General features: G+C 43.0%; 12 protein-coding genes. 3 read left to right on the forward strand and 9 right to left on the reverse strand.

From position 1 onward, the window contains the following. Window positions 1-33 precede the first annotated feature (33 nt). Window positions 34-1,365, forward strand: coding sequence for a tetratricopeptide repeat protein (locus tag DQ356_RS02810; protein ID WP_114302948.1), 1,332 nt, complete (start codon window positions 34-36; stop codon window positions 1,363-1,365). A gap of 83 nt (window positions 1,366-1,448) precedes the next feature. Continuing rightward, window positions 1,449-1,922, forward strand: coding sequence for a hypothetical protein (locus DQ356_RS02815; RefSeq protein ID WP_114302949.1), 474 nt, complete (start codon window positions 1,449-1,451; stop codon window positions 1,920-1,922). A 50-nt stretch (window positions 1,923-1,972) separates the two neighbouring features. Here DQ356_RS02815 and DQ356_RS02820 read toward each other — a convergent pair whose 3' ends face one another. The 9 genes from DQ356_RS02820 to DQ356_RS02860 form a co-directional block, all read right to left on the reverse strand. Then, window positions 1,973-2,545: a hypothetical protein gene (locus tag DQ356_RS02820; RefSeq protein WP_147267609.1), complete on the reverse strand. Its 573-nt coding sequence runs from the start codon at window positions 2,543-2,545 to the stop codon at window positions 1,973-1,975. Between the two features lie 117 nt (window positions 2,546-2,662). Further along, window positions 2,663-3,406 (reverse strand): LytR/AlgR family response regulator transcription factor, encoded by a 744-nt coding sequence (locus tag DQ356_RS02825; RefSeq protein ID WP_114303148.1) that lies wholly within the window; start codon window positions 3,404-3,406, stop codon window positions 2,663-2,665. A gap of 9 nt (window positions 3,407-3,415) precedes the next feature. Beyond that, the gene (locus DQ356_RS02830) at window positions 3,416-3,709 is read right to left on the reverse strand and encodes a 2TM domain-containing protein (protein WP_114302951.1); all 294 of its coding nucleotides are present in this window, start codon (window positions 3,707-3,709) and stop codon (window positions 3,416-3,418) included. Further along, a complete protein-coding gene (locus DQ356_RS02835) occupies window positions 3,696-4,010 on the reverse strand; it encodes a 2TM domain-containing protein (RefSeq protein WP_114302952.1) in 315 nt (104 codons plus the stop codon). Before DQ356_RS02835 ends, DQ356_RS02830 begins: the two co-directional genes overlap by 14 nt. Next, a complete protein-coding gene (locus DQ356_RS02840) occupies window positions 3,997-5,316 on the reverse strand; it encodes a 2TM domain-containing protein (protein ID WP_114302953.1) in 1,320 nt (439 codons plus the stop codon). The genes DQ356_RS02835 and DQ356_RS02840 overlap by 14 nt, the downstream gene beginning before the upstream one ends. Before the next feature lie 408 nt (window positions 5,317-5,724). Continuing rightward, entirely contained in the window at window positions 5,725-6,954 is a 1,230-nt protein-coding gene (locus DQ356_RS02845; protein WP_114302954.1) for a serine hydrolase domain-containing protein, read from the reverse strand. Between the two features lie 151 nt (window positions 6,955-7,105). After that, complete coding sequence (locus DQ356_RS02850; protein WP_114302955.1) at window positions 7,106-12,499, reverse strand: fibronectin type III domain-containing protein; 5,394 nt, start codon at window positions 12,497-12,499, stop codon at window positions 7,106-7,108. Window positions 12,500-12,773: 274 nt separating this feature from the next. Continuing rightward, the gene (locus DQ356_RS02855) at window positions 12,774-13,046 is read right to left on the reverse strand and encodes a hypothetical protein (RefSeq protein ID WP_114302956.1); all 273 of its coding nucleotides are present in this window, start codon (window positions 13,044-13,046) and stop codon (window positions 12,774-12,776) included. Between the two features lie 10 nt (window positions 13,047-13,056). Continuing rightward, window positions 13,057-16,866: a beta strand repeat-containing protein gene (locus DQ356_RS02860; protein ID WP_114302957.1), complete on the reverse strand. Its 3,810-nt coding sequence runs from the start codon at window positions 16,864-16,866 to the stop codon at window positions 13,057-13,059. Between the two features lie 3,056 nt (window positions 16,867-19,922). On the opposite strand from DQ356_RS02860, the gene DQ356_RS02865 reads away from it, so the two are divergent. Then, on the forward strand, window positions 19,923-20,621 hold the full coding sequence (locus DQ356_RS02865; RefSeq protein ID WP_228420614.1) for a hypothetical protein: 699 nt from the start codon (window positions 19,923-19,925) through the stop codon (window positions 20,619-20,621). Window positions 20,622-20,743 lie beyond the last annotated feature (122 nt).

Below are 20,743 nucleotides of genomic sequence, written 5' to 3' on the forward strand. Positions count from 1 at the left end.
CGAAACGTCCCAGTTAGAACTCCAAATATGTTAATGAATTTTGAAAAAAAAAGCAATTCTCCCGCTTATCAGGATTGGCTGAACGCTCAGGAGCTCTATCAGAAAGGCCGTTACGAGGATTGTTTTTTTGCGCTTACTGCAGGATTTATTAAAGATGCAGATTACGTTCCTCTTTATCAGTTGGCCGCTGCTGTTACTGCCCAGCTTGATGCCCCCGGTGCTCAGGAACTTTTTACAGAAATAGCCGAGAATCTGGATAACCCTGTCCTTTTTGATGAATTGGGCTACCTCTATTTTGAAGGACAACAATGGGCTCTAGCCGCATTATTCTTTGAAAAATCCCTGCAGTTGCATCCTGAGAATCCCGACGCCCTTTATGATTTAGCGTTATGTTATGGTCATATGACCGAGTTTCAGAAAGCCATTGGCGCACTTACGCAGAGGCTGACGCCTGATTTTTGGTGCAGCTACCTGCTATGTAAATATAAAATATTTTGCGGAGAAAGAGAAGGTGTAAAGGAAGATATTGAAGTCCTAACTTCCTTCCCTGAAGCACAGCTGAAGGAGAATCAAAGCGAAGTTCCCACTCTTAAAATCATTGAATTGCGGGAAATGCTGGAACGCTGCTATCAGGTAGAAAGCCTGAGGACACACATCAGAGTCTGGCAGTTTATCCAATACGGAAGCGCAGTACTAGATTGTCATGAGAACAAAAAACAATCTTCCGGGGGACGTTATGTTTCTGTAGTGCACACCTATGAATCCATTAAAACATGGGCGGTAATAGCGAAGACGTTTTTCAGCACGCACTCCGTTAATATCACAGAAATTGCTGCCCTACCCGACCGGGATTCGGAGATACTCGGTCGTGTTCTTGCTAAGATTCTAGAGGTGAACTTTACCATTTATGATGAAGAAAGCAGCACCGGGAATCAGCTTATCATTGCTGCAGAGGGATCTCTCTTAGACAACTGTTATGAACTGGGGGTCATCAGCAACGGCAACATCCTGTTAGCCTTCTGGCAGAACTGGCTGTGCAGCAGCTATATATGCCCGGACATTATTGGATGTATGGCGCAATCCTGTGAATTCCCATGGAACGTTGCTGGCATTCAAATGATAGACACTGAAATGCATACATTTGCACCCAGAAATGAGAATCATCTTTCTCCTGAAGAAGTAGCTGTAAATATTTGCAATGCAGTTTCAGAAAATATTGTAACCAGCGGATTGGACTTCTATGCCGGCCGAAAAGAATTTCTGAAAGGGATCGGCCGTTATTCCGGTGAGCACCGTTATAACTTTATGACCGAAAGTCCAGTGCCGGGATCCTGGTTTAATTCAGATTTTTTGAACCTACTGTAATCCAAAAACAATCTTATTTCTTCTCATAATCATGTGTCACTGACACATATCACCAGAAAAAATCTGAATACTAAAAAATCATCATGAGAAAATGGTTACTTTTTACTGTACTCCTCATAACCCCGGGAGCGAATGCCCAACTTCAGGATATTCAGAAGTTGTTAAATAAAGCCCTGCTTCAGGAGGTGATCGGTCAAATTCAGCAGCCTGACCAGAGCTCTTCCCTTATTATTGTGGAGCCTTTCCGCATCAGCCCGGATACCAAAATGATCTCTCTTACCGTTTTCCTTCGCGAAATGAACGGGGCTGCGTACGAAGTTTCTCAATACGTCTCTTTGGATCACATTAAATCATTAAAGAAGGACGGTCAGCTGTATTTCGAAGCCCAACCCGGCTCGGTCATGCGTGTGATAACATGGTGTGGATCTCCCGGAACTTCTACAACAGATCATGATCAGTTTCAACTCTATTTCCGCGGATCGGCCTCTTGGGAAAAAAAGCTGGTAAAAGCTTTTGGCCGAAATGGCTATTTTATTGCCACAGATGAGAATGAATAAAACACAACAAAGCTTTACTGTGGTTGGGTTATCTTGCTTACAAGATGTTTTTATAACTCTGAACGGTGCTTAGCACCTAATTCTCTCAAAGTTTTATAATAACCTTTCAAAATTGTTTGTGCTTTCGTGCCTTTATTTCTTTCAGCCTCTTTCTGAATGTAATCCAACAGTGTTCTATTGTCCGATGGATCAATTGCATTGAGGTTTACTTTCCAAATCTCTGCAGCCAAAGAGATGAAATCATAATTTCTTGTGAGTATTGAATATTTGAGTACACTTCCTCTTGGAACATCGAAATTTGCATTATTACATTTGGGGTCTAATTTAACCCACATGCTTTGAATTTTTCTGTTAATTAGATCTTCAGAATCTTTTTCTGGGTCGGCACAAGCCGCTTCATGTACTAATCGCTCATATCGGTAAGCGAAGGGGCTTTCAATAGGTTCTTCAACTCTCTCAGCAATATCTACACATAAATTATTCAACTTCTCCGGCTTCGCACACCCACCGGACACTCCTTTGGAAGGGGTCAATGAAGACATCCCTGTTTCATACTGTACCTTGGTTTGCTGGGCACTCAAAAATCCTGAATCCAATCCAGACACAACGAAACCCACTAGCATTAGTCTCTGGCATTCTGATCGCAACATTTTACTCGCTTTTTCATATAAACAATTCATTATTAGACAAATTAATCAACAAATATAAAATAAATCAGGTAATTTGAAATAGAATCGAATTCACCCACTCAGCCAGTCCTTAAAATCCCGCACACGGTCGCGGCTCACGGTGATTTCGGTGTCGGGCTGGAACTCCAGATCAACTTTGTAATAAGGTGAAGTGTGGATGTTTTTAATATAATCGCAATGAATGATATATTGGCGGTTCACCCGAAAGAACTTTTCCGGATCCAGCACGGTTTCGAGTTCGTCTAACGTAAAATCTGTCGGGAAAGCGCGTTCCCTGGTCTGCAGATAGACCATTTTATTTTCGCTGAAAAAACACGAAACCTCATTCGTCTGCACAATCTTCAGATTGTAACCGATTTTTACCAGAATCCTCGAGAGCTGCTGCTTTTCTTCTTTCATCAGCGTTTTTATTTCCCGCATATTATGAGGCCGGTCAGCAGGTAAAAAACTTTTGTATTTATCTATGGCCTGGCGAAGGTCTTCTTCGGAAATAGGTTTGAGAAGATAGTCGATAGAGTTCAGTTTGAATGCTTTTAAAGTGTACTGATCGAAAGCGGTAGTGTAAATCAGGAAACTTTTGGTAGGCAGTTGCTCAAAAATATCGAACGACAGGCCGTCGCCTAAAACAATATCGGTAAAGATGAGATCCGGATGATCGTTTTCAGACAGCCAGGCCACACTTTCCTGCACGGAATGGAGGGTTGTTACCACTTCCAGTTCGGTAAACAGGCTCAATAACCTGGCAAGTTTTCTGGCTGCCGGTTTTTCATCTTCTATAATAACGGTTCGGATCATCAGCATTTTTTACTGTCTGTATTTATCCATCAGTTCTTTTATTTTCCTTTCTTCCCAGTCTTTTCCCAGAAAGAAGCGCGGCATAAAAACGCTGAGCGCATGTGCCAGCAAACCGATTCCCCAGAAAAGAGCTGTCCAGTAATTGTTCATGTCCGTCCAATGGCCTCCGCCCCGAACATTCTGTACAATAATAAACAGATTAACGAAAACGTACACAGTTGCGTGGATATAAAACGATTTCATCTCTTTCACACGGCGTTTTGCGGCTAAATATCTTTCATTGTTGTGGTCAGGATTTTCCATGATCTTGATTTTTCAAATATTGATGGGTAAATTCTTCTGTCTTGCGGGATTCCCATTTTCTGATTCCGGGCATAAAAAGGCTCACGGCGTGGATTACAACCACTGTTCCCCAAAGCACGAAAACGATGAAATGGAAACCGGGTTTCGTACTGGATTCGGGAGCGAGATTCAACCGGAAACTGAACAGGATGACGAGATTCACATAGAGATACACTGCCAGGTGAACGTAAAATCCCATGATTTTCCTCGTTCTTTTCCGGATCGCCAGACGGTGTAAATGTTCCGGGTCAGGCGTTTCCATTTTTTTCTTTTTCTAGGATTTTCTGAATCTGTTTCTCTTCCCAATGCCGCCCGATGCCAAAAACCTGAAATGCGTGCGACGCCAAGCCAATTCCCCAACCTAACATCGGCCACCAGAACCAGTGGTATTGCGGAACGGTGTACAGATTGACAAAGATCAGGAAAGGGATCACAAGACAGTACGAAATAAGGTTTCCGTAAAATCCTTTCAGTTCTTTTACTCTTTTGGAGGCGCGGTCGTACGCCAGCGATTCGTGGGGATTTTGTGTAGTCATAACAGCTGTTTTTTGGGTTAGTATAGGTATTTTTACGCGGAAAAAGTCCGCAGATTTTTCGATAAAAACATTTTCTGGTGTTAAGAGTGCATACCGCTGAACGATATTCGACAAGCCAATTCCTGCACTTTCTTTCACCTGTTCGCGTACCTGTAGGTTGTTTTCGATGAGCAGAAATCCGTTTTCGGAATAGATTTTTACGAACAGTGGATTTTGTGAGGTTGCAAAATTATGTTTAATACAATTCTCCAATAACAACTGAAGGGAAAGCGGCACTACAAACGATTGTAAATCCTGCTCAGCTACATCGAAACGGAAACTCACACTGTCTTCAAAACGGGTTTCCAGCAGGTCGCAATAGGTTTGTGCAAAGTCCAGTTCTTCCGCCACTGTAACCAGTTCCTTGTCTTTCTGTTCGAGGACATATCGGTAAATTTTAGACATTGCGCCCGTAAAATGTTGTGCCTGATGGGGGTTTTCATCGATGAGTGCGCTTAAAACATTCAGCGAATTAAAAAGAAAATGAGGATCTAGCTGATTTTTCAGGCTTTCAAACTGTGCGTTGGCCGAGCGTGCAATCAGTTTCTGTTCCACAACTTCTTTGCGGGTAGACTTTTTCCATTCTTCAATGAATCCTTTAGCATGCAGGACAGCCGATATCAGCAATGCAATATTAATCCCCAGCCAGTTGAAAAATCCCATGTTTCCGGTAAAAAAACCGGTGAACTCCCTTTTCTGAATCACGATCAGATTGATATAATTACAGAACAGGACCAATATGAAATTGACCAAAATCGTGGCCACTATTCCGAGAATCGCACGGGTTTTGGTTTGCTCTACCCATGAGAAGTGGCGCGACAGATAGCTGTTGACCATTCCGTTTCCCAAGGCGATGGTGACAGTGTATACACCGGCAATCAGGATATTCAAAAGATAGGTTTCGATTGTTTTTTCTGGAGTGAAAAAAGCAAAGATGACGGTCCCGGTCAGAAACGTTATCCACAAAATGATTTTAAAGCTTTTTCGCGACATGGGTGATTTTTCTGATACAAATGTATCGCGGTTTCCATACAAATAATAATATTTCACACCGAAAGGCAGAAATTGAGCACTGAACCGTAAAATATAAAGTTAATATTTTTCCGGTGTGAACAAATCATAATAGTGTTATATCCTTATTCTGTTAAAACCGGAAGATAAAAGTCTTGACCAGCCAATGTTAAAATCCTGACCAGACTTTAGAAAATCCTGACCAGCTTTTCTGATTTTCATACGATGTTTGACAAGAAATCTGACCAGCCTTTTTGAAAACCTGACCAGTCTTTTGAAAAAACCTGACCAGCTTTTCAACAGTTGTTGGTAACAATAATTCGTCATTTAGTTACTCTTTGGCCAGAATTTTCTTTAAATTATTTAAAGCATTATGTACCGCTAATTAATTTAAAAGTAACCCAGCGCTTCTCTGCCGGCAAGCCCTGCTTTTACAAGCGCCTGAAGACATTTATTGAGTGATGTACTGCCGTCGGTTAAGTCCCAGTAAGGGATCACGACAATCACAGAAACATCGGTGATGGGATCGTACATCATGGTGGAAAGATACCCTTCAGTAGCACCGTTATGTCCGTATCCTAATACTGGATGACGGGAACAACCCAAAGCATAATGAGTCTGCGGTGTATTGGCCGGCCCTTCAGCAGTTTGCATCAAAGTGACAGAAGTTTTGTTCAGCACATTTTCCCCTTTCATCAGTGTGCGGATATACCGGTTCAGCATAGCCATTGTCCCTACGCCATTTCCTTCCGCCACATGAGGAGATGCATTTATTTTATCCGTGATTACTGTGTTCGTGGGATATTGAATCATCCCCGTAATATAAGGTGAAGGAAGCTGCTGATCGGTAGAATTTTCCACGAAATAGAGGTTTAACGGAACCTTGGAACTTGCACCATGTATTTTATCCTTCAGATAATCGCCGTAGGTTTTAGGCTGCCCTGCCCGGGCGGAATATACTCTTGCGATAATTTCCCCCAAAATGGTGTAACCGGTGTTGGAATAATGATACACCTGATCCGGAGCGCCATAAGACAAATTATGGATGGTGATCTGGTTCACTAATTCTGTGGCTGTAAACTGATGAAGGGGTGAATTTTCCAGCATATATTCCACATAAGGAAGTCCGCCAAAACCCGGAACAGGATCGTTGCTTACGTCATATACACCGCCATTATGTTGCAAAAGTTGTTTTATGGTGATCTCATTTTTGTGAGGAATCGCCCATTCGGGACTGTTGGGAACATAGGGTTCTGTAGTGGACGGGATATATGAGGTGATGTTGTCATCAATATGGAGCCATCCGTCCTGCATCATCTTTAAAATCGCAGTCGCCGTGAAATTTTTGGTATTGCTGGCAAAACGGAAATGGGTATTTTCGGTAATGGCTTTTCCGTTTTTGCCTGCTGAACTTGTGAAAAAAGTGCCGTTGGGGCTTTCCACCAGAACACTGATGGAGGGAACATCATGTCCCAGCTCCTTTTCCAGATTCGTTCGCAGGGTTGCAATAGCGGCGTCTAATTGCTGTTGCCCGTGCATTTCGTCCGCCGTATGATTACAGGTCATTAAAAGTGTTGTACTAACCAATACAGCAAGAAGCATAGTGTTTAAAGTTCTCATGATAAGCGATTTATGTATTTCAAAGTTAAATAAATTAAATAAAGTAGCGGCATCATTCGGATGCTTTTATAGTACAAACTCCGTTTGTTCCTTTTAAAAAAACAAAAAAAGCGGCCCGAAGGCCGCTCAAAAAATCAAATAAAATCAGAGTTTATCTCTTGATCACTTTCACCGTTTTGGTGTTTCCGTCTGCATAGCTCAGTTTCAGGAGATACAGCCCGGATTTCAATTCACCTAAGTGGATCTGTGCACCCGGATTATCAATGGTTTTCACCATTCTTCCCGAAGCATCCATTACGGTAACGGATTTCAGATTCTTGGTATCAGAAATATTGATCACATCGGTAAATGGATTTGGATATACTTTTACTGACTGATCATCTTTCGTAATTTCCGAAGTACTTAAGCTACATCCTGTATTGACATCTACAGCTACAGGTACTCTCGCACCTTCACACTTGGTAGAGATCTGCCAGTCATAGAAATAATAATACGAGGCAGAAGTAGTATTCCCTGAACAACAGTTACCATTGGTAATTGATAATACAGAAGGTATCGTCAGAGGGTAAGTACCCCAAGCCGAGCCGGACTCTCTGACCAAACTGGCAACGCCACCGGATCTGCTCATCATCATGAGTTTATAATTCGTTCCGGGGACAATATTGAAGTTAAGAGGAACAAAAGTTTTTACATAAGGTGCCCCTGATCCGGTAAGGGTCACGGTCACAGTCTGAAGGGTCACCGCCGGCGAGACACTTCCGTCCTGTAAAGCAATGACCACATCACCTGAGCCTGTTCCTATTGGGTATACATACACCCCTTCCAGCACGAATGAAGCAGAGGCATCAAAGAATAAACCTGCTTCCTGTGTATATCCAGTGGTGGAAGTAGCATTAGTAAGTGCTGCGCTCTGCGTACCTCCGAATGAGGCTGCAGCATAATAATTAGTAGATGCAGCAAGTGCCGGAGTGGTAAAGGTTGCTCCTGTTCCTACTGCAGTTCCGCCCGTTGGCGCATCGTACCAGGTAATATTGGCTCCTGCATCAGCAGTGGCGGTCAATGTAGCGGTATCGTTCATACACATTGGTGTAGCAGAAGTACTGGAAGTCGTTCCTGTAATAGAAGGTGGCTGACATAGCGTTGCCACGGTTACCGGAACTGAAGTCCATACACTCTGATCGGTACCTGAACAGTGCGATCTTACCCAAACATAGTAGGTCGTTATCGGTGCCAATCCGGTAATGTCTGCAGAAAGGCCCGGAGCATTCTGCACCTGAGGAACAGAAGTTGCCGTTGGCGGCGTATTGGTAGCGCTGTAATAAATATCATACCCCATCGCCGGCGGCGTAATGGACGCATCCCATCCAATGGTAGCACTGTTGTGAGTTACATTAGTCACCTGAATATTAGTAGGTGCTACACAGCTTGGAGGAGGAACTACATTCAATGTAACATCTACATAATTACCGCTAGTTATTACACCACAGGCATTGGTAGGAACTCCGCTGAAAGAAGAACCAATTCTTACCCGATACATACCGACAGGAGTTCCAGCAGGGATGATAAGATTACCTGTGTGCGTTGCTGCTTTTGTAGTCGTTGCCAATATGGTTTCACCCGGATCATCAAAATTCAGGTTATTGTTCCAGTCAACCCAAATATAGTAATAATACGTACTGGTTCCGGATCCATCCAGAAAGAAATCAAAGGTCTGGGTCGGATAAGCCGAAAATACCTCTGCAGTATTCACATAAGTTTGGTGTGAAGTAGCGGTATAATTAAGGTCAGTAATAGCACCGGTAGTCGTGGCATTCGCCAGATAATAGGTGGTAGAAGTTCCGGATTGAACTGGTGTACAATATCCTGTAGTTGCTTCCAGCACCGGACTCCAGCTGCTGGTATCCGTAGCAGAGCATACCGATCTTACCCACACATAATACACCGTATCGCCCGTAAGTCCGTTGATGCTAACCGAAGTCGCAGAACTTGTTCCCGAAGCAGGGGTGGCTGCAGTAGGAGGGGTGTTTGTCTGAGAATAATAGTATTCATAACCTTGAACAGGTGTTGGGGATCCTACAGGAGCACTCCAAGAAATATCCAGTGAGGAGCTAGTTGCACCAGTCAATACAAGATCTGTAGGAGCATAACAGCTTGGTATCGCTTCCCAGTACACATCATCCCAATAGTAGGATTTCGCGTCCGCAGGATTCCTTACGGCCAGTCTTGCATTGGCTGGAACCCATGCTGGAACCTGAACAGTGTAATAATTGCCGTCGTACGCAGTATTGGTAATATCCAGAGTCGTAAGGTTGACAAAGGTATTGGCATCCGTAACATCCATCATATATCCCACTTCCAGTGCACCTGGAGCCGTGCTTACTTTTGCCTGAAATCTCAGCCAGTGCGTTCCCGCGTTGATGTTAGTAAATTCCGGCAACACCACGATAACAGGTGTTTGAGAAGTAGAGGCATTCTGGTACAGGTGTCTCAATCCCGAAGCGGGGCTAGAAGACGAGCTTATGGTTTGAGATCCCGCACCCGTTGCTGGTGCAATACGAACCCAGCACTGCGGCACAATGCTTCCTGTAGCATAGGAATCAAAATTTTCGAAAAGTGTAGACACAGGAGCACATAAGGTCACGAAAGTAACCGGAATCTGAGTCCAGTCGCTTACATTGCCTGCCCCACAATCGGATCTTACCCAAACATAATATGTGGTGGCCGGCGTAAGCCCGGTAAGGTTAGCCGACAGTCCGGGTGCATTGACTGAATTGGTAGCATCCAGAACAGTGGTGCCATCAGGAGCAGTATTCACTGTGGAATAATAAACCTGATATCCGTTGGCAGGAATAATGGTGGCAGCATCCCAGCCTATAGTAGCCGTAGTGCTCAGGAAGGAAACCACGTTCACGTTCGTAGGTGCGACGCAGGTTGGAGCTTCAACAACTGAGATATCATCCAGTGCCATATCACCATAAAAATCCGTACCCCTAAAAGCTCTGAAACGAACCCTGATATCTCCGGTAATGTTCAATGATCCTAAATTAACCGTCGCTTTTAACCACGGTGAAGTATCTGAAGTCTGCTGTTGTCCGGTAAGCACAAACAGGTCATTATTCCAGGAAGCACCGTCGTAAACATCCACTCTTAATTCACCCATTGTTGAACCGTACATGTGATAATAAAATTGTACCGACGGAGTGGTTAATGCGCTTACATTAATAAAAGGAGTATATAGTTCCGCAATACTTCCTGTAGAGCCGCTTGATGCTTCAGTATAGAAATATTTTACGCCGCTGTGCGCTCCCGAAGGCCCGGTGCTTGAAGATGGCGTAGAACCGGAGTCATCCACATTCCAACGGTATAAAGAAGTAGTATTCGAAGGTATGGTGGTCCAACAGTCTGCAATAACGGCACCGGTAGTAGCAGTTGCCGTTTCAACGGTGTAAGTCCACGGTGCAGACACCGCAGTACAAGCTGTCAAAACAGTACCGACAGGTACCCATAAACTGACATCAGGAGCTCCACAGTTGCTTCTCATCCACACATAATAAGTGGTATTGGGTGTAAGCCCTGTGATAGTACCCGAAGTTCCTGTGGCAGTGACAGAGTTGCTTGCATTTAATACTGTCGTAGCATCAGGCGCCGTGTTGGTGGTGCTGTAATATAGAGTATAAGAGGACGCCGGAGTTCCTGAAGTCGGCGCACTCCAGTTTACTGCAACGGTACTTGAGTTTACTGCGCCAAAAGCTAATGTTCCCGGAGGATAACAGGATGGAATCGGCTCCACAAAGACATCGTCAATATAGATTGAACTTGCCGATCCGGTAGTGGCGTTATTGAATGCAAAGTAAGCCGCAGTACCTGCCGGGAAGTTCACATCATACTCTGTATAGGTAGTAGTGAGTGGAATGGTTTGCAAAACGGTGAAAGTGGCTATGTTTGCGGGATCCGTCATGGTACCAACTTGCAGTTCTTTACCAGCGACAGTAGCTTTTGCAGAAAATCTCACCCGGTGTGCTCCGGTACTTAAAGTCGGAGTCTCTGGGGAAATTAACATCACGTGGCCCGTTGTAGTAGAAGCCCGGTACAGGTAATATGCATTTGGGGAAGATAGCACATTCGTAGAGCTTGAGGAAACATATCCGTATCCTGTAGAACCCGATGTTTCATAATACGTCCAGCAAACCGGTGCATTATTAACCGTGGAAGACCCTGTCGGTGTGGTATCAAAATTCTGAGAATATGGAATAGTAGAAGGTATACATACCGTAGCAAAGCTTCCTGCATTCTTCCATTGGCTGCTTTCTGTTGCACTGCATTCGCTGCGGATCCACACATAATAAGCAGATGACGGGCTGAGAGGTGAAAGCATAGCAGAAACTGATCCTGCAGGCACCTGAATGGAGTTGGAACTGTTCAGCACCGTAGAAACAGATGGGGAACCATCAGTAGTACTGTAATAAATCGTATAGCCGCTCGCAGGAGGATTTGCCGGAGCATTCCAACTTAAACCTGCTGAAGTGGTAGTGATCGTATTAATGGACATTCCGGAAGGGCCTATGCAGGTGCTCGGTGTCCAGGTAAACGTAAGTCCTGAAGCCGGAAAAATAACATCGTCTCTCGATACTGAAGAGTTATTGGCAGTACCCACAGTAGTATTGGTCCAGCCCGTAGTGGAAACTCTGTTATTAAAATCCGAATTGTTCGCACCTCTCAGGCCAATCTGATTTGTCCTCACAGTAGTAGCCGTGTTGAAATGATCGCCATAAACTATCGAAACAACATTGGTGGTTTCTGAAAGCCTGAGCTGGAAACTCATATAGTTGCTGAGCGCGACAGTTGTTCCGTAATCGTTATACCCTGACCATTCGATCACAAATACCCTGTTGGGAGCCGTGCCTTCGGTATGGGTAAAAACTTTACCGCTGCCATAGCGAACCACAGCTGCAGCAGAACTGGAGGTAGCAGCCGCCGACATCGTAATGGTACCGGCTGCGGTATCAAACGCTGTTACGGTTGCCCCGGTAGGAATCCCATCGGCTGCATTGAGCGCCTTCCCTACTTCAAGTCCGTAGAAATTGGCAACATTGGTAATGACGTTGGATCCGCTGGTCGTAACTCCGGAAGTAATAAAGACACCCCATAAATCCCTGTTCATAACCGCAATCGCGCCGTCATACGCTGTGGATGCAGAGATCACCGAAGAAGTAGTACTTGTGGTGGTGCCAAAAGTTACCCCTCCATTGGAATTCACATACAGCGAGGTGTAATTACTGCCATTGAAAGCAAAACTAAACGGAATCGTAACGCTCCAGCCTGCTCCGTCATTAGTAGTTCCGGTCGATGCTTCACTGCCGGGAACCAAGGTGCCTGTACCGGCAATACTGTTATAGGTTCCTGTGGATTGTGAAAATACATAGCCACTTACCTGCGCCTGCATTTTTACTGAACTTAATCCTAAAAGGAAAAAAGCCAGAAGAATGCCTTTCAAATACGCCTGTCGAACTGCGTACGACAGACCTTTTTCATAAAAGTTCTTCATAAAGTTAAGTTAAGATGTTAATAAGAAACAAATATATAAAAAAAAACTAGTTTTTATACGATAAAATCAAATAAAATATTAAAACTATGACATATTGAAAATCAACGCTAAAAAACCCAATATCAATATGCTTTATACATTACTACTTAAGCTAAAATGCCAAGTTTTGATATGGTCGAAAAACTTCTTCTGAAACTTTCTTCCGTTCCGCAAAATAGTTAATAAAAAACAGCAGGTGGTGTTCCTGCTGTTGTATTGAATAAAAATGGTTTTTTTATTTATTGAGCAAAGCCTGCCTTTGGCGAACTGCATAGAGGGCAAGGGCTACACCGGCGACCATGAGCACCGGAAGGTAGTCATCAATCGGGGCAGCGGGGTCATCTCCTTCCAAACCTCCTGTTCCTGGCCCTGTCGTGTCTCCGTAAGCCTGATAATACACTTCATCTTCGGACTGCTGAAACACATTGTCAGAACCTTCCGATTTCCACTGCCCCCACACAGAGGGTGAAGCCAGCATTATTACTATTCCTATGATAATCTTTTTCATTTTTATGTTTTTATATTTTTACTTTTTTGGAAACCTTGCTTCCGTCAGCAAGCTCCACTACTACCATAACATATACTGCACCTTTGGCCGGAATGCTCACAGTTCTTGCTTTTTCGGTTTTTTGTGAAAGCAATCTACCCGACATGTCATATACGCTGACTTTCGTAATATCTTTTCTAGCAAGTACCGTTACCATACCCTCATTTCCATACACCTGAATATCATGTTTCACAGTCTCTGAAGTTCCTAATGCCATGCTGCTGAAAAACACTTCAAATCGATCTTCTTCTCCAATGCCGGCAGACGTAAAGCTGTAATTGCCGGAAGTAAGGTCAGTAATAACACCGGTAGCCTTGTCCTTTATATATACCGATTGCCCTGCAGCTGCAAGTGCTCCTAAACGGTGAACTACCGAAATGGTATAATTCTGAATATGGGAAGTGTTGATAAATACATTAAACTGATCATTATTCTGGAAGGTTGCGTGGGCATCAATGACCAATTTGTGTCCTCCTGCTTTGGTGTACATGACATCCGTACCTTCACCAAGTAACTTTCCATCGTATGTGCTGTCGAATCCTGCAGTTGCTGCTCCGGCAAACGCCATCAGCACCTGCGACTTCGCTCCTGAAGCACTTTCCATCTGCAGCCAGAATTTATCGTTAACGCCATTTCCGGCCTTCTGAAATACGCCTGATGTTGCATCAGTCACTCTCATCGCATTGGTAAAATTAAAACTGTTCTGTGAAGCACCTCTTTCAACGAAGAATCCCTGTCCTGTTGCAATGAGTTCGTCATCTGTACCAAATGGTACTGTCCCAGTCGGGTTCAGTGCCCAATAGGTATTTCCAGTGTATTGGTTACCGGCGTCCATAGCCGAAGCACTATCCCACACATACAGGGTTTGTGATGCAACGCCGGTATTTTCCTGAAGGAATGCCAATGCTGAAATACTTCCCGGATACGGGTTACCTAAGAACACATAATCTCCTGTAATTGCTGTGGCATCATATGTAATATTTCCGGAGTTGGGCACGGAACCGGTAAACCAGCCCTGAAAGTTCTGTGCAGTTGTGGTGAAATCATTCGGTGTCCGGATTTGGTAACCTTGGCCCGGCACAAAAGTATTTCCTGACGGAATGGTTACATAACTAGCACCGCTATACGTGTAAAAACGGTTGTCCAAAGTTCCTGTTGCCGACTGGTTGCTTCCGTCATTCAGTTTACCATACGAAAACTCTTTCAAAGTTTGTGTACTTGAGGCCATCGGGCTGCTCCATGAAATATATCCCAAACGCAGCACAGGTTTTGTTACCCTTCTCACATTGAAAGCAGAACCGGCTCCCGCTGTAAAGGTTCCTGTCTGTATGAAATTCGCATTATTGGCTACTGTAATCGTTCCGTTGTTCACCACATCGCCTGTCCTTACGAAGGAATTAACCGTCAGCGTAGCACCACTGTTCACAGTGAGACTTGCTGCTTCGAAAGACGACCCATCATAATCGTTATCAATTACTGCTGGCATAGAAGCATCGGGGCCTGTTCCATTAGACCATGCAGAACCATCCCAAGTAATAATGGGCAATGTTGTTACAGAAATTGTATTGCTCACAGCAGATTCAACCGTTCCTTTTACTGCTATTACACTATAAGTATAGTTGGAATCTGGGTTTAATCCTGTTACATCGAATGTTAACACATTCCCTACATTTTGTGTAGATAGTAAAGTTTGTGTTACTGTGTTGGCGGTGTGTGAACCGAGATCTGACACGGTATTGATATCAAACAGATCCCATTCTGTGGTAAGAGTTGTAAACGCAGTTTCACCTGTACCGGTCGGATTTACTGTCACACCTCCCGTTACGTTACTTTTTCTTCTTAAGGTTTTATCCAAAGTTGAATAACCCCCTGCACCTGTCCAAGCAGTTCCCGGATCATCTCCGATAACTCCAAAAATATCAATTTCAAAACCGTTTTTACGAAGTACTACTGCATCATCACCATTAAAATTACAAACACTCGAAATGTAAGTCGCAACACCAATTGGCGTAGTCAGATTAGCACCACTATTCCGTAACACAATAGTTGCTCCATTTAACAAAATTGGTTGTAAGTCACTCAAATTCTGAGTATTTGTTATTCCAGATGTACCATTAGCATGTAATGTGACTGAATAAGTACTTAAATCAACATCAACCCCAGTACCATTATAAATTTCAAGGTATTTATTATTACTTGAACCTTCCACATATTCAGAAATGATAAGATCAGTCATTGGAGCACCGGTTTCCTCATAAACCTCCAAAACATAAGAATCCGCTCCCGTCACCGCATTCCAGTTGGCGGTGAAGCCTGCCGGAGTGATGTTGGTGGCCGCTGTGGCTACAGGAGCATCTAAAGTGGTGGTAAAACTCAGTTCATTGCTGAAATAATACTGTCCTGTTCCATCCATTACATACGCTTTATAATAATAGGTAGTTGCGGGTGATAAGGTCGTCACGGTAGCATCAAACACGCCTGTTGCAGCGGTACCATCTGTCAAGAAAGTTCCTCCGGAAAATTCAGGATTGACAGAAGTTCCGTACACAAATCCTTTCTCTGTCAACGGATTGCTTAGACACGTTCCCAAGGACGTGATCTCTCCATTCAGGGTAGCTTCCGTTGCCGATATTGAAGTAGCTGCGCTGGTTGCGAGTGCTGGATCAACCGTAGTGTTTCCAGTTCCGGTGATATCAAAAGTAGCTACATTACTGCCGGAAGTTGAACTCTGTACAGTGATAGTTGCATTTTGTGCTCCCGAAGAGGCTGGGGTAAATGTAACATCAAAAGTAACGGTACCGTTGGAGCCGGGAACCGTGGTAGCCGAAAGATTCGATACCACAAATTGGCTATTGTCTGAAACTACAGTAAGTCCGCCTGCTGAGGAGTTACCACTGTTTGTAATGGTGAAGGTTTCTGTAATAGACGTACCAATGCAAGAGTCTCCGTGATCAGCTGCTCCTGTGATAACCAACGATGGTGCGGACGATGTAATTGTTAAATCATACGTTGCGGTTCCTGTACAATAAAGGGTAGCATTATGTGTTCCTTCTGCTTGTGTAGCAGTAATCGTTACGGTACCAGCTGTTACAAAATTCACCACTCCTGTATTAGGATTAACAGTCGCAACAGTTTCATCTGAGCTACTATAAATGATGCCTGTAGTTCCATTTAAAGAGGTCGCCGTTTGAGTATAAGTTCCGGTTGATAAATCTTGAGAAACTGTTGTGTTAGTAAATGCGAGATCAGAAGTTTGACAAGCAGCCGCAACTTGGTATGTTATTTTAATTTCGGCAATATTTGTGTTTCCACCCGCCTGTAAATAAAAATATCTATAATTATCTGCAGCATCTAAGTCCCAACTCAAAGTTCCCGAATTTGAAGTAAAAGTTTTCGCTGCAAGTTTTGTTCCTTCTGAGGCAGAGGTAATTTCAGTACTTGCAGAAACGCTAGGTGTCCAAGCTCTTAAACTACCACTTCCCGGCATTGTAATTTCAATTTTAGTTATTGCCCCAGGTATTGCTGTACTATTGTAAGGATGAGGGATTTGAGTTCCTCCAATTTGAATATAAGCTACAGTTGTCAAAAACAAATTAGATGTTCCTGTAATTGTTTCTCCTGTCGATGCAGTTGCATTCCATGTAGAAGAAGTATAGCCGGTTCCGCTAGGAAAGCTACTTCTAGTTATGGTAACATTTCCTTGCCCCCATCCCCAGACGGAGCACAGCACCATGAACAGCGCGAGGGCTGTCCGGATTAAAAAAAGTCTTTTTCTTTTCATGTTTTATTGGTTTATGGATTATAATAATAGCGCAAAAATACGCATTCTTCTCTCATGGAATGGATGATTTAGATTACATTTCTGTTAATAATGCGGTACAGTCAAGGGCCGTTCACATCGTATGGTAAAACGCTGGAAGTAAAGGTAATAAAAAAAGGGAATCGGGCAAATAATATTGGGTTAATTGTTTAGAAAGAGTGAATTTGCTGATTTGCGAATTTGCTGATTTGCTGATGGCTGATAGCTTACAAAGTGAATTTTTCTCTCCGGTACAAAAGAGGTTGAAATATTCCCCTCCTCCGGAGGGGTGGCAGCCGACGAAAGGAGGATGACGGGGTGGTTTTTTGCAGTTAATACTTAGAAAAAGCGAATTTGCTGATTTGCGAATTTGCTTATCAGCTTATGAACTCATCATGTTTTGTTCGGATGTTGTTCGGGTCGTGTTCGGAAAACCTTCGGTAAAACCCCCATTTTACCGGACACGATCCGAAGGAGACCCGAACCGTACCCGAAGAAAGATGAAAAAGATTGAAATTGTGAACCGTTCTGAAATAACGATGGATTGTTAATGGAGCGAAGAGAGCGGATTGCTTATTTGCTGGTTAATCGGTTAATCGGTTAGTTGTTTAGAAAGAATGTGCTTTTCTCTACAGCACAAAAGAGGTTGAAATATTCCCCTCCTCTGGAGGTGTGGCAGCCGACGACAGGAGGATGACGGGGTGGTTTTTTGCAGTTAATACTTAGAAAAAGCGAATTTGCTGATTTGCGAATTTGCTGATTTGCTTATTGATGGTTAATTGTTTAATCGGTTAATGGTTTAGAAAGAGTGAATTTGCGAATTTGCTTTGCTAAAACGGGCCGGGATTTTTGCGAATTTGCTGATTTGCTGATTGCTGGTTAATCGTTAATCGGTTAGAAAGAGTGAATTTGCTGATTTGCGAATTTGCGAATTTGCTTTGGTAAAACAGACCGGGATTGTTCGAATTTGCTGATTTACTTATCAGCTTATTAGCTTATTAGCTTATTAACTCATCATGTTTTGTTCGGATGTTGTTCGGGTCGTGTTCGGAAAACCTTCGGTAAAACCCCCATTTTACCGAACACGATCCGAAGGAGACCCGAACCGTACCCGAAGAAAAGCAGTATGCTGATTAAAGTTTAAATCGGTTAATCGGTTAATTGTTTAGAAAGAATGTGCTTTTCCCTACAGTACAAAAGAGGTTGAAATATTCCCCTCCTCTGGAGGGGTGGCAGCCGACGATAGGAGGATGACGAGGTGGTTTTTTGCAGTTAATACTTAGAAAAAGCGAATTTGCTGATTTGCGAATTTGCTGATGGCTGATGGCTGATGGCGGATTCTTGTTCTTTTGCCTTGACGCAAATCGCAGATTCATCGATTCCATTAAAAACAGTAAATAAACTCTGAGATAAAAGAACCAAAAAAGTACCTCTCTGGTTTTTATTATTTTTAATGGAATCGGCGAACCACTTCGTTATGTTTCAAGACTGGACCTTTTTGCTAAAAAAACATAAACTTCCTTTTCGAAAATATCTGAACTTGCTCGCATTCATGTTGAGGGGATAAGGAAAGTTTTGTGGCTCGCTTCAAACACCAGATATTTTTCTTAGGTGATAATAGCAAGATACAACAACAGAAATTTATGTTTTTTTTTACGCCAAAAGCTCCTAGGTCGGTTGCCTTCTTCAGAGCATTTGGTCTTTAAATGGTGGTGTAAATCCGCTTCTTAGCTCACCTAAAAACTGCTAAAACAGGGACTTCGCATCTCCAAAATTCTTTACCTCCATACTTCACCCGTACATACCCCGTACATACCCCGTAGTTACCCCGTAGTTACCTTATGGTTGATCGTAGTGACCCGTCCTGAAATAACTATACAGGTTAATAAATTAATCCTGATATAACTATACAAATATAGTTGATAATCCTAAATGAACTATACAGCCGTATTTTAATGACTAAAATTTCTGTTATAGTTCTTCCATCTTTTCCTTAGTTTTCCTGACCTTAAATTCGGCTGCTGACTGATAGCTTATCTGCTTATTTGCTGATTGCTGGTTAATTATTTAGAAAAAGTAAATGACCCCATCCAGTACAAAAGAGGCTGGAAACATCCCCCTCCTCCGGAGGGGTGGCAGCCGACGACAGGAGGATGACGGGGTGGTTTTTTACTGGTGAATTTTAGAAAGAGTAAATTGCTGATTTGCAAATTTGCTTATTAGCCTATTAGCTCATCATGTTTTGTTCGGATGTTGTTCGGGTCGTGTTCGGTAAACCTTCGGTAAAACCCCCATTTTACCGAACACGATCCGAAGGAGACCCGAACCGTACCCGAAGAAAAGGAGTATGCATAAAGTTTAATCGGTTAATCGTTGTTTAGAAAGAATGTGCTTTTCCCTCCAGTACAAAAGAAGTTGAAATATTCCCCTCCTCTGGAGGGGTGGCAGCCGACGAAGGAGGATGACGGGGTGGTTTTTTGCAGTTAATGCTTAGAAAAAGTGAATTTGCTGATTTGCTAATTTGCTAATTTGCTGATAGCTTACAAAGTGAATTTTTCTCTCCGGTACAAAAGAGGCTGAAATATTCCCCTCCTCTGGAGGGGTGGCAGCCGACGAAGGAGGATGACGGGGTGGTTTTTTGCAGTTAATACTTAGAAAAAGCGAATTTGCTGATTTGCAAATTTGCTTATTAGATTAATCGTTTAATCAAATTAGCCTTTTTCCCTTTTTTGCGAAATGCATAAATATGACATTATTCAGCCAAAATTATTAGGAAAAAAAAACGGAGCGTACTACCTTTACTCTAGAAAAAATACAACAGCTGCCGGCGGTTTCGTACGATTCTAAAAACACAAAACAATACGTATAACAGCAAAAAACCCAAGGCTATGGCAACAACCACCTCATCAGAATTCTCTGAACACGCATCTTAAAACGAAGGAACGGCTGGCTTTACGCCGGAAAAGAAAGGCAATTACTGTGAAAAATCGCAAATATTGCCAGATGAACGACTCAGGGTGTATTTTTTCATAAGCGAATTGTATTTTTTAATAATTGCGCATCCGAAAACCCTGCATATCTTTGCAACGTCAAAAATGACAGAAACACAAATATACAAAATCTCTCAACACAAAAGAAGAATTAAAACACAAATTATGAAAAAAAGATTTCTTGGACTTGCTTTAGTCCTCACAGCATTCGCAGCAAACGCACAAACAGCATTCGCAGCAAACGCACAACCAGAAACAGATCAAGTTGCACTAAACGTAAAATTGCATCCTATTCAGACAATTGTAGTGAACGCAGCTAACGTAGATCTCGAATACAAAACCAAAGACGATTACGCTAATGGTGTTACGGTATCTCAGGGAGACCACCTTACCGTGTACAGCACCGGAGGATTTACAGTAAACGTAAAATCTGAAACCCCTACTCTTACCAGTTTGCTTCCAGCAGCTGCCGCAAAGTCTATTAGCTCAAGCGACATCTTGATTACATCAGCAGCAGGGACAACCAACTCTTTAGCAGGAGCTGCTTACGAGACAGACGTGCCTCTTACTACTACCGGTGCTCAATTAATTAAAAGTACAACAGGTGGAGTAAACAAAAACTTCAACGTAACCTATTCGCATAAAGATAATGGAGATCTTGATACTTTCGTAAACAAATACTTTAAGGATGGTGACAATCCTACAGTATATACTACTAACGTGATTTACGAAATCGTAGCAAGCTAAAACACTTATGACACGATAAAAACAAAAGCTGTTTCCCTCTTGTGAAGCAGCTTTTTTTTCAGTTCTGGTAATCAGGGGGATACCGTACAAAGAGAGAAAAAAAGCGTTGTCATGACATTTTT

It is taken from the genome of Chryseobacterium lacus (assembly GCF_003336205.1).
In the GTDB taxonomy this organism is placed as follows: domain Bacteria; phylum Bacteroidota; class Bacteroidia; order Flavobacteriales; family Weeksellaceae; genus Chryseobacterium_A; species Chryseobacterium_A lacus.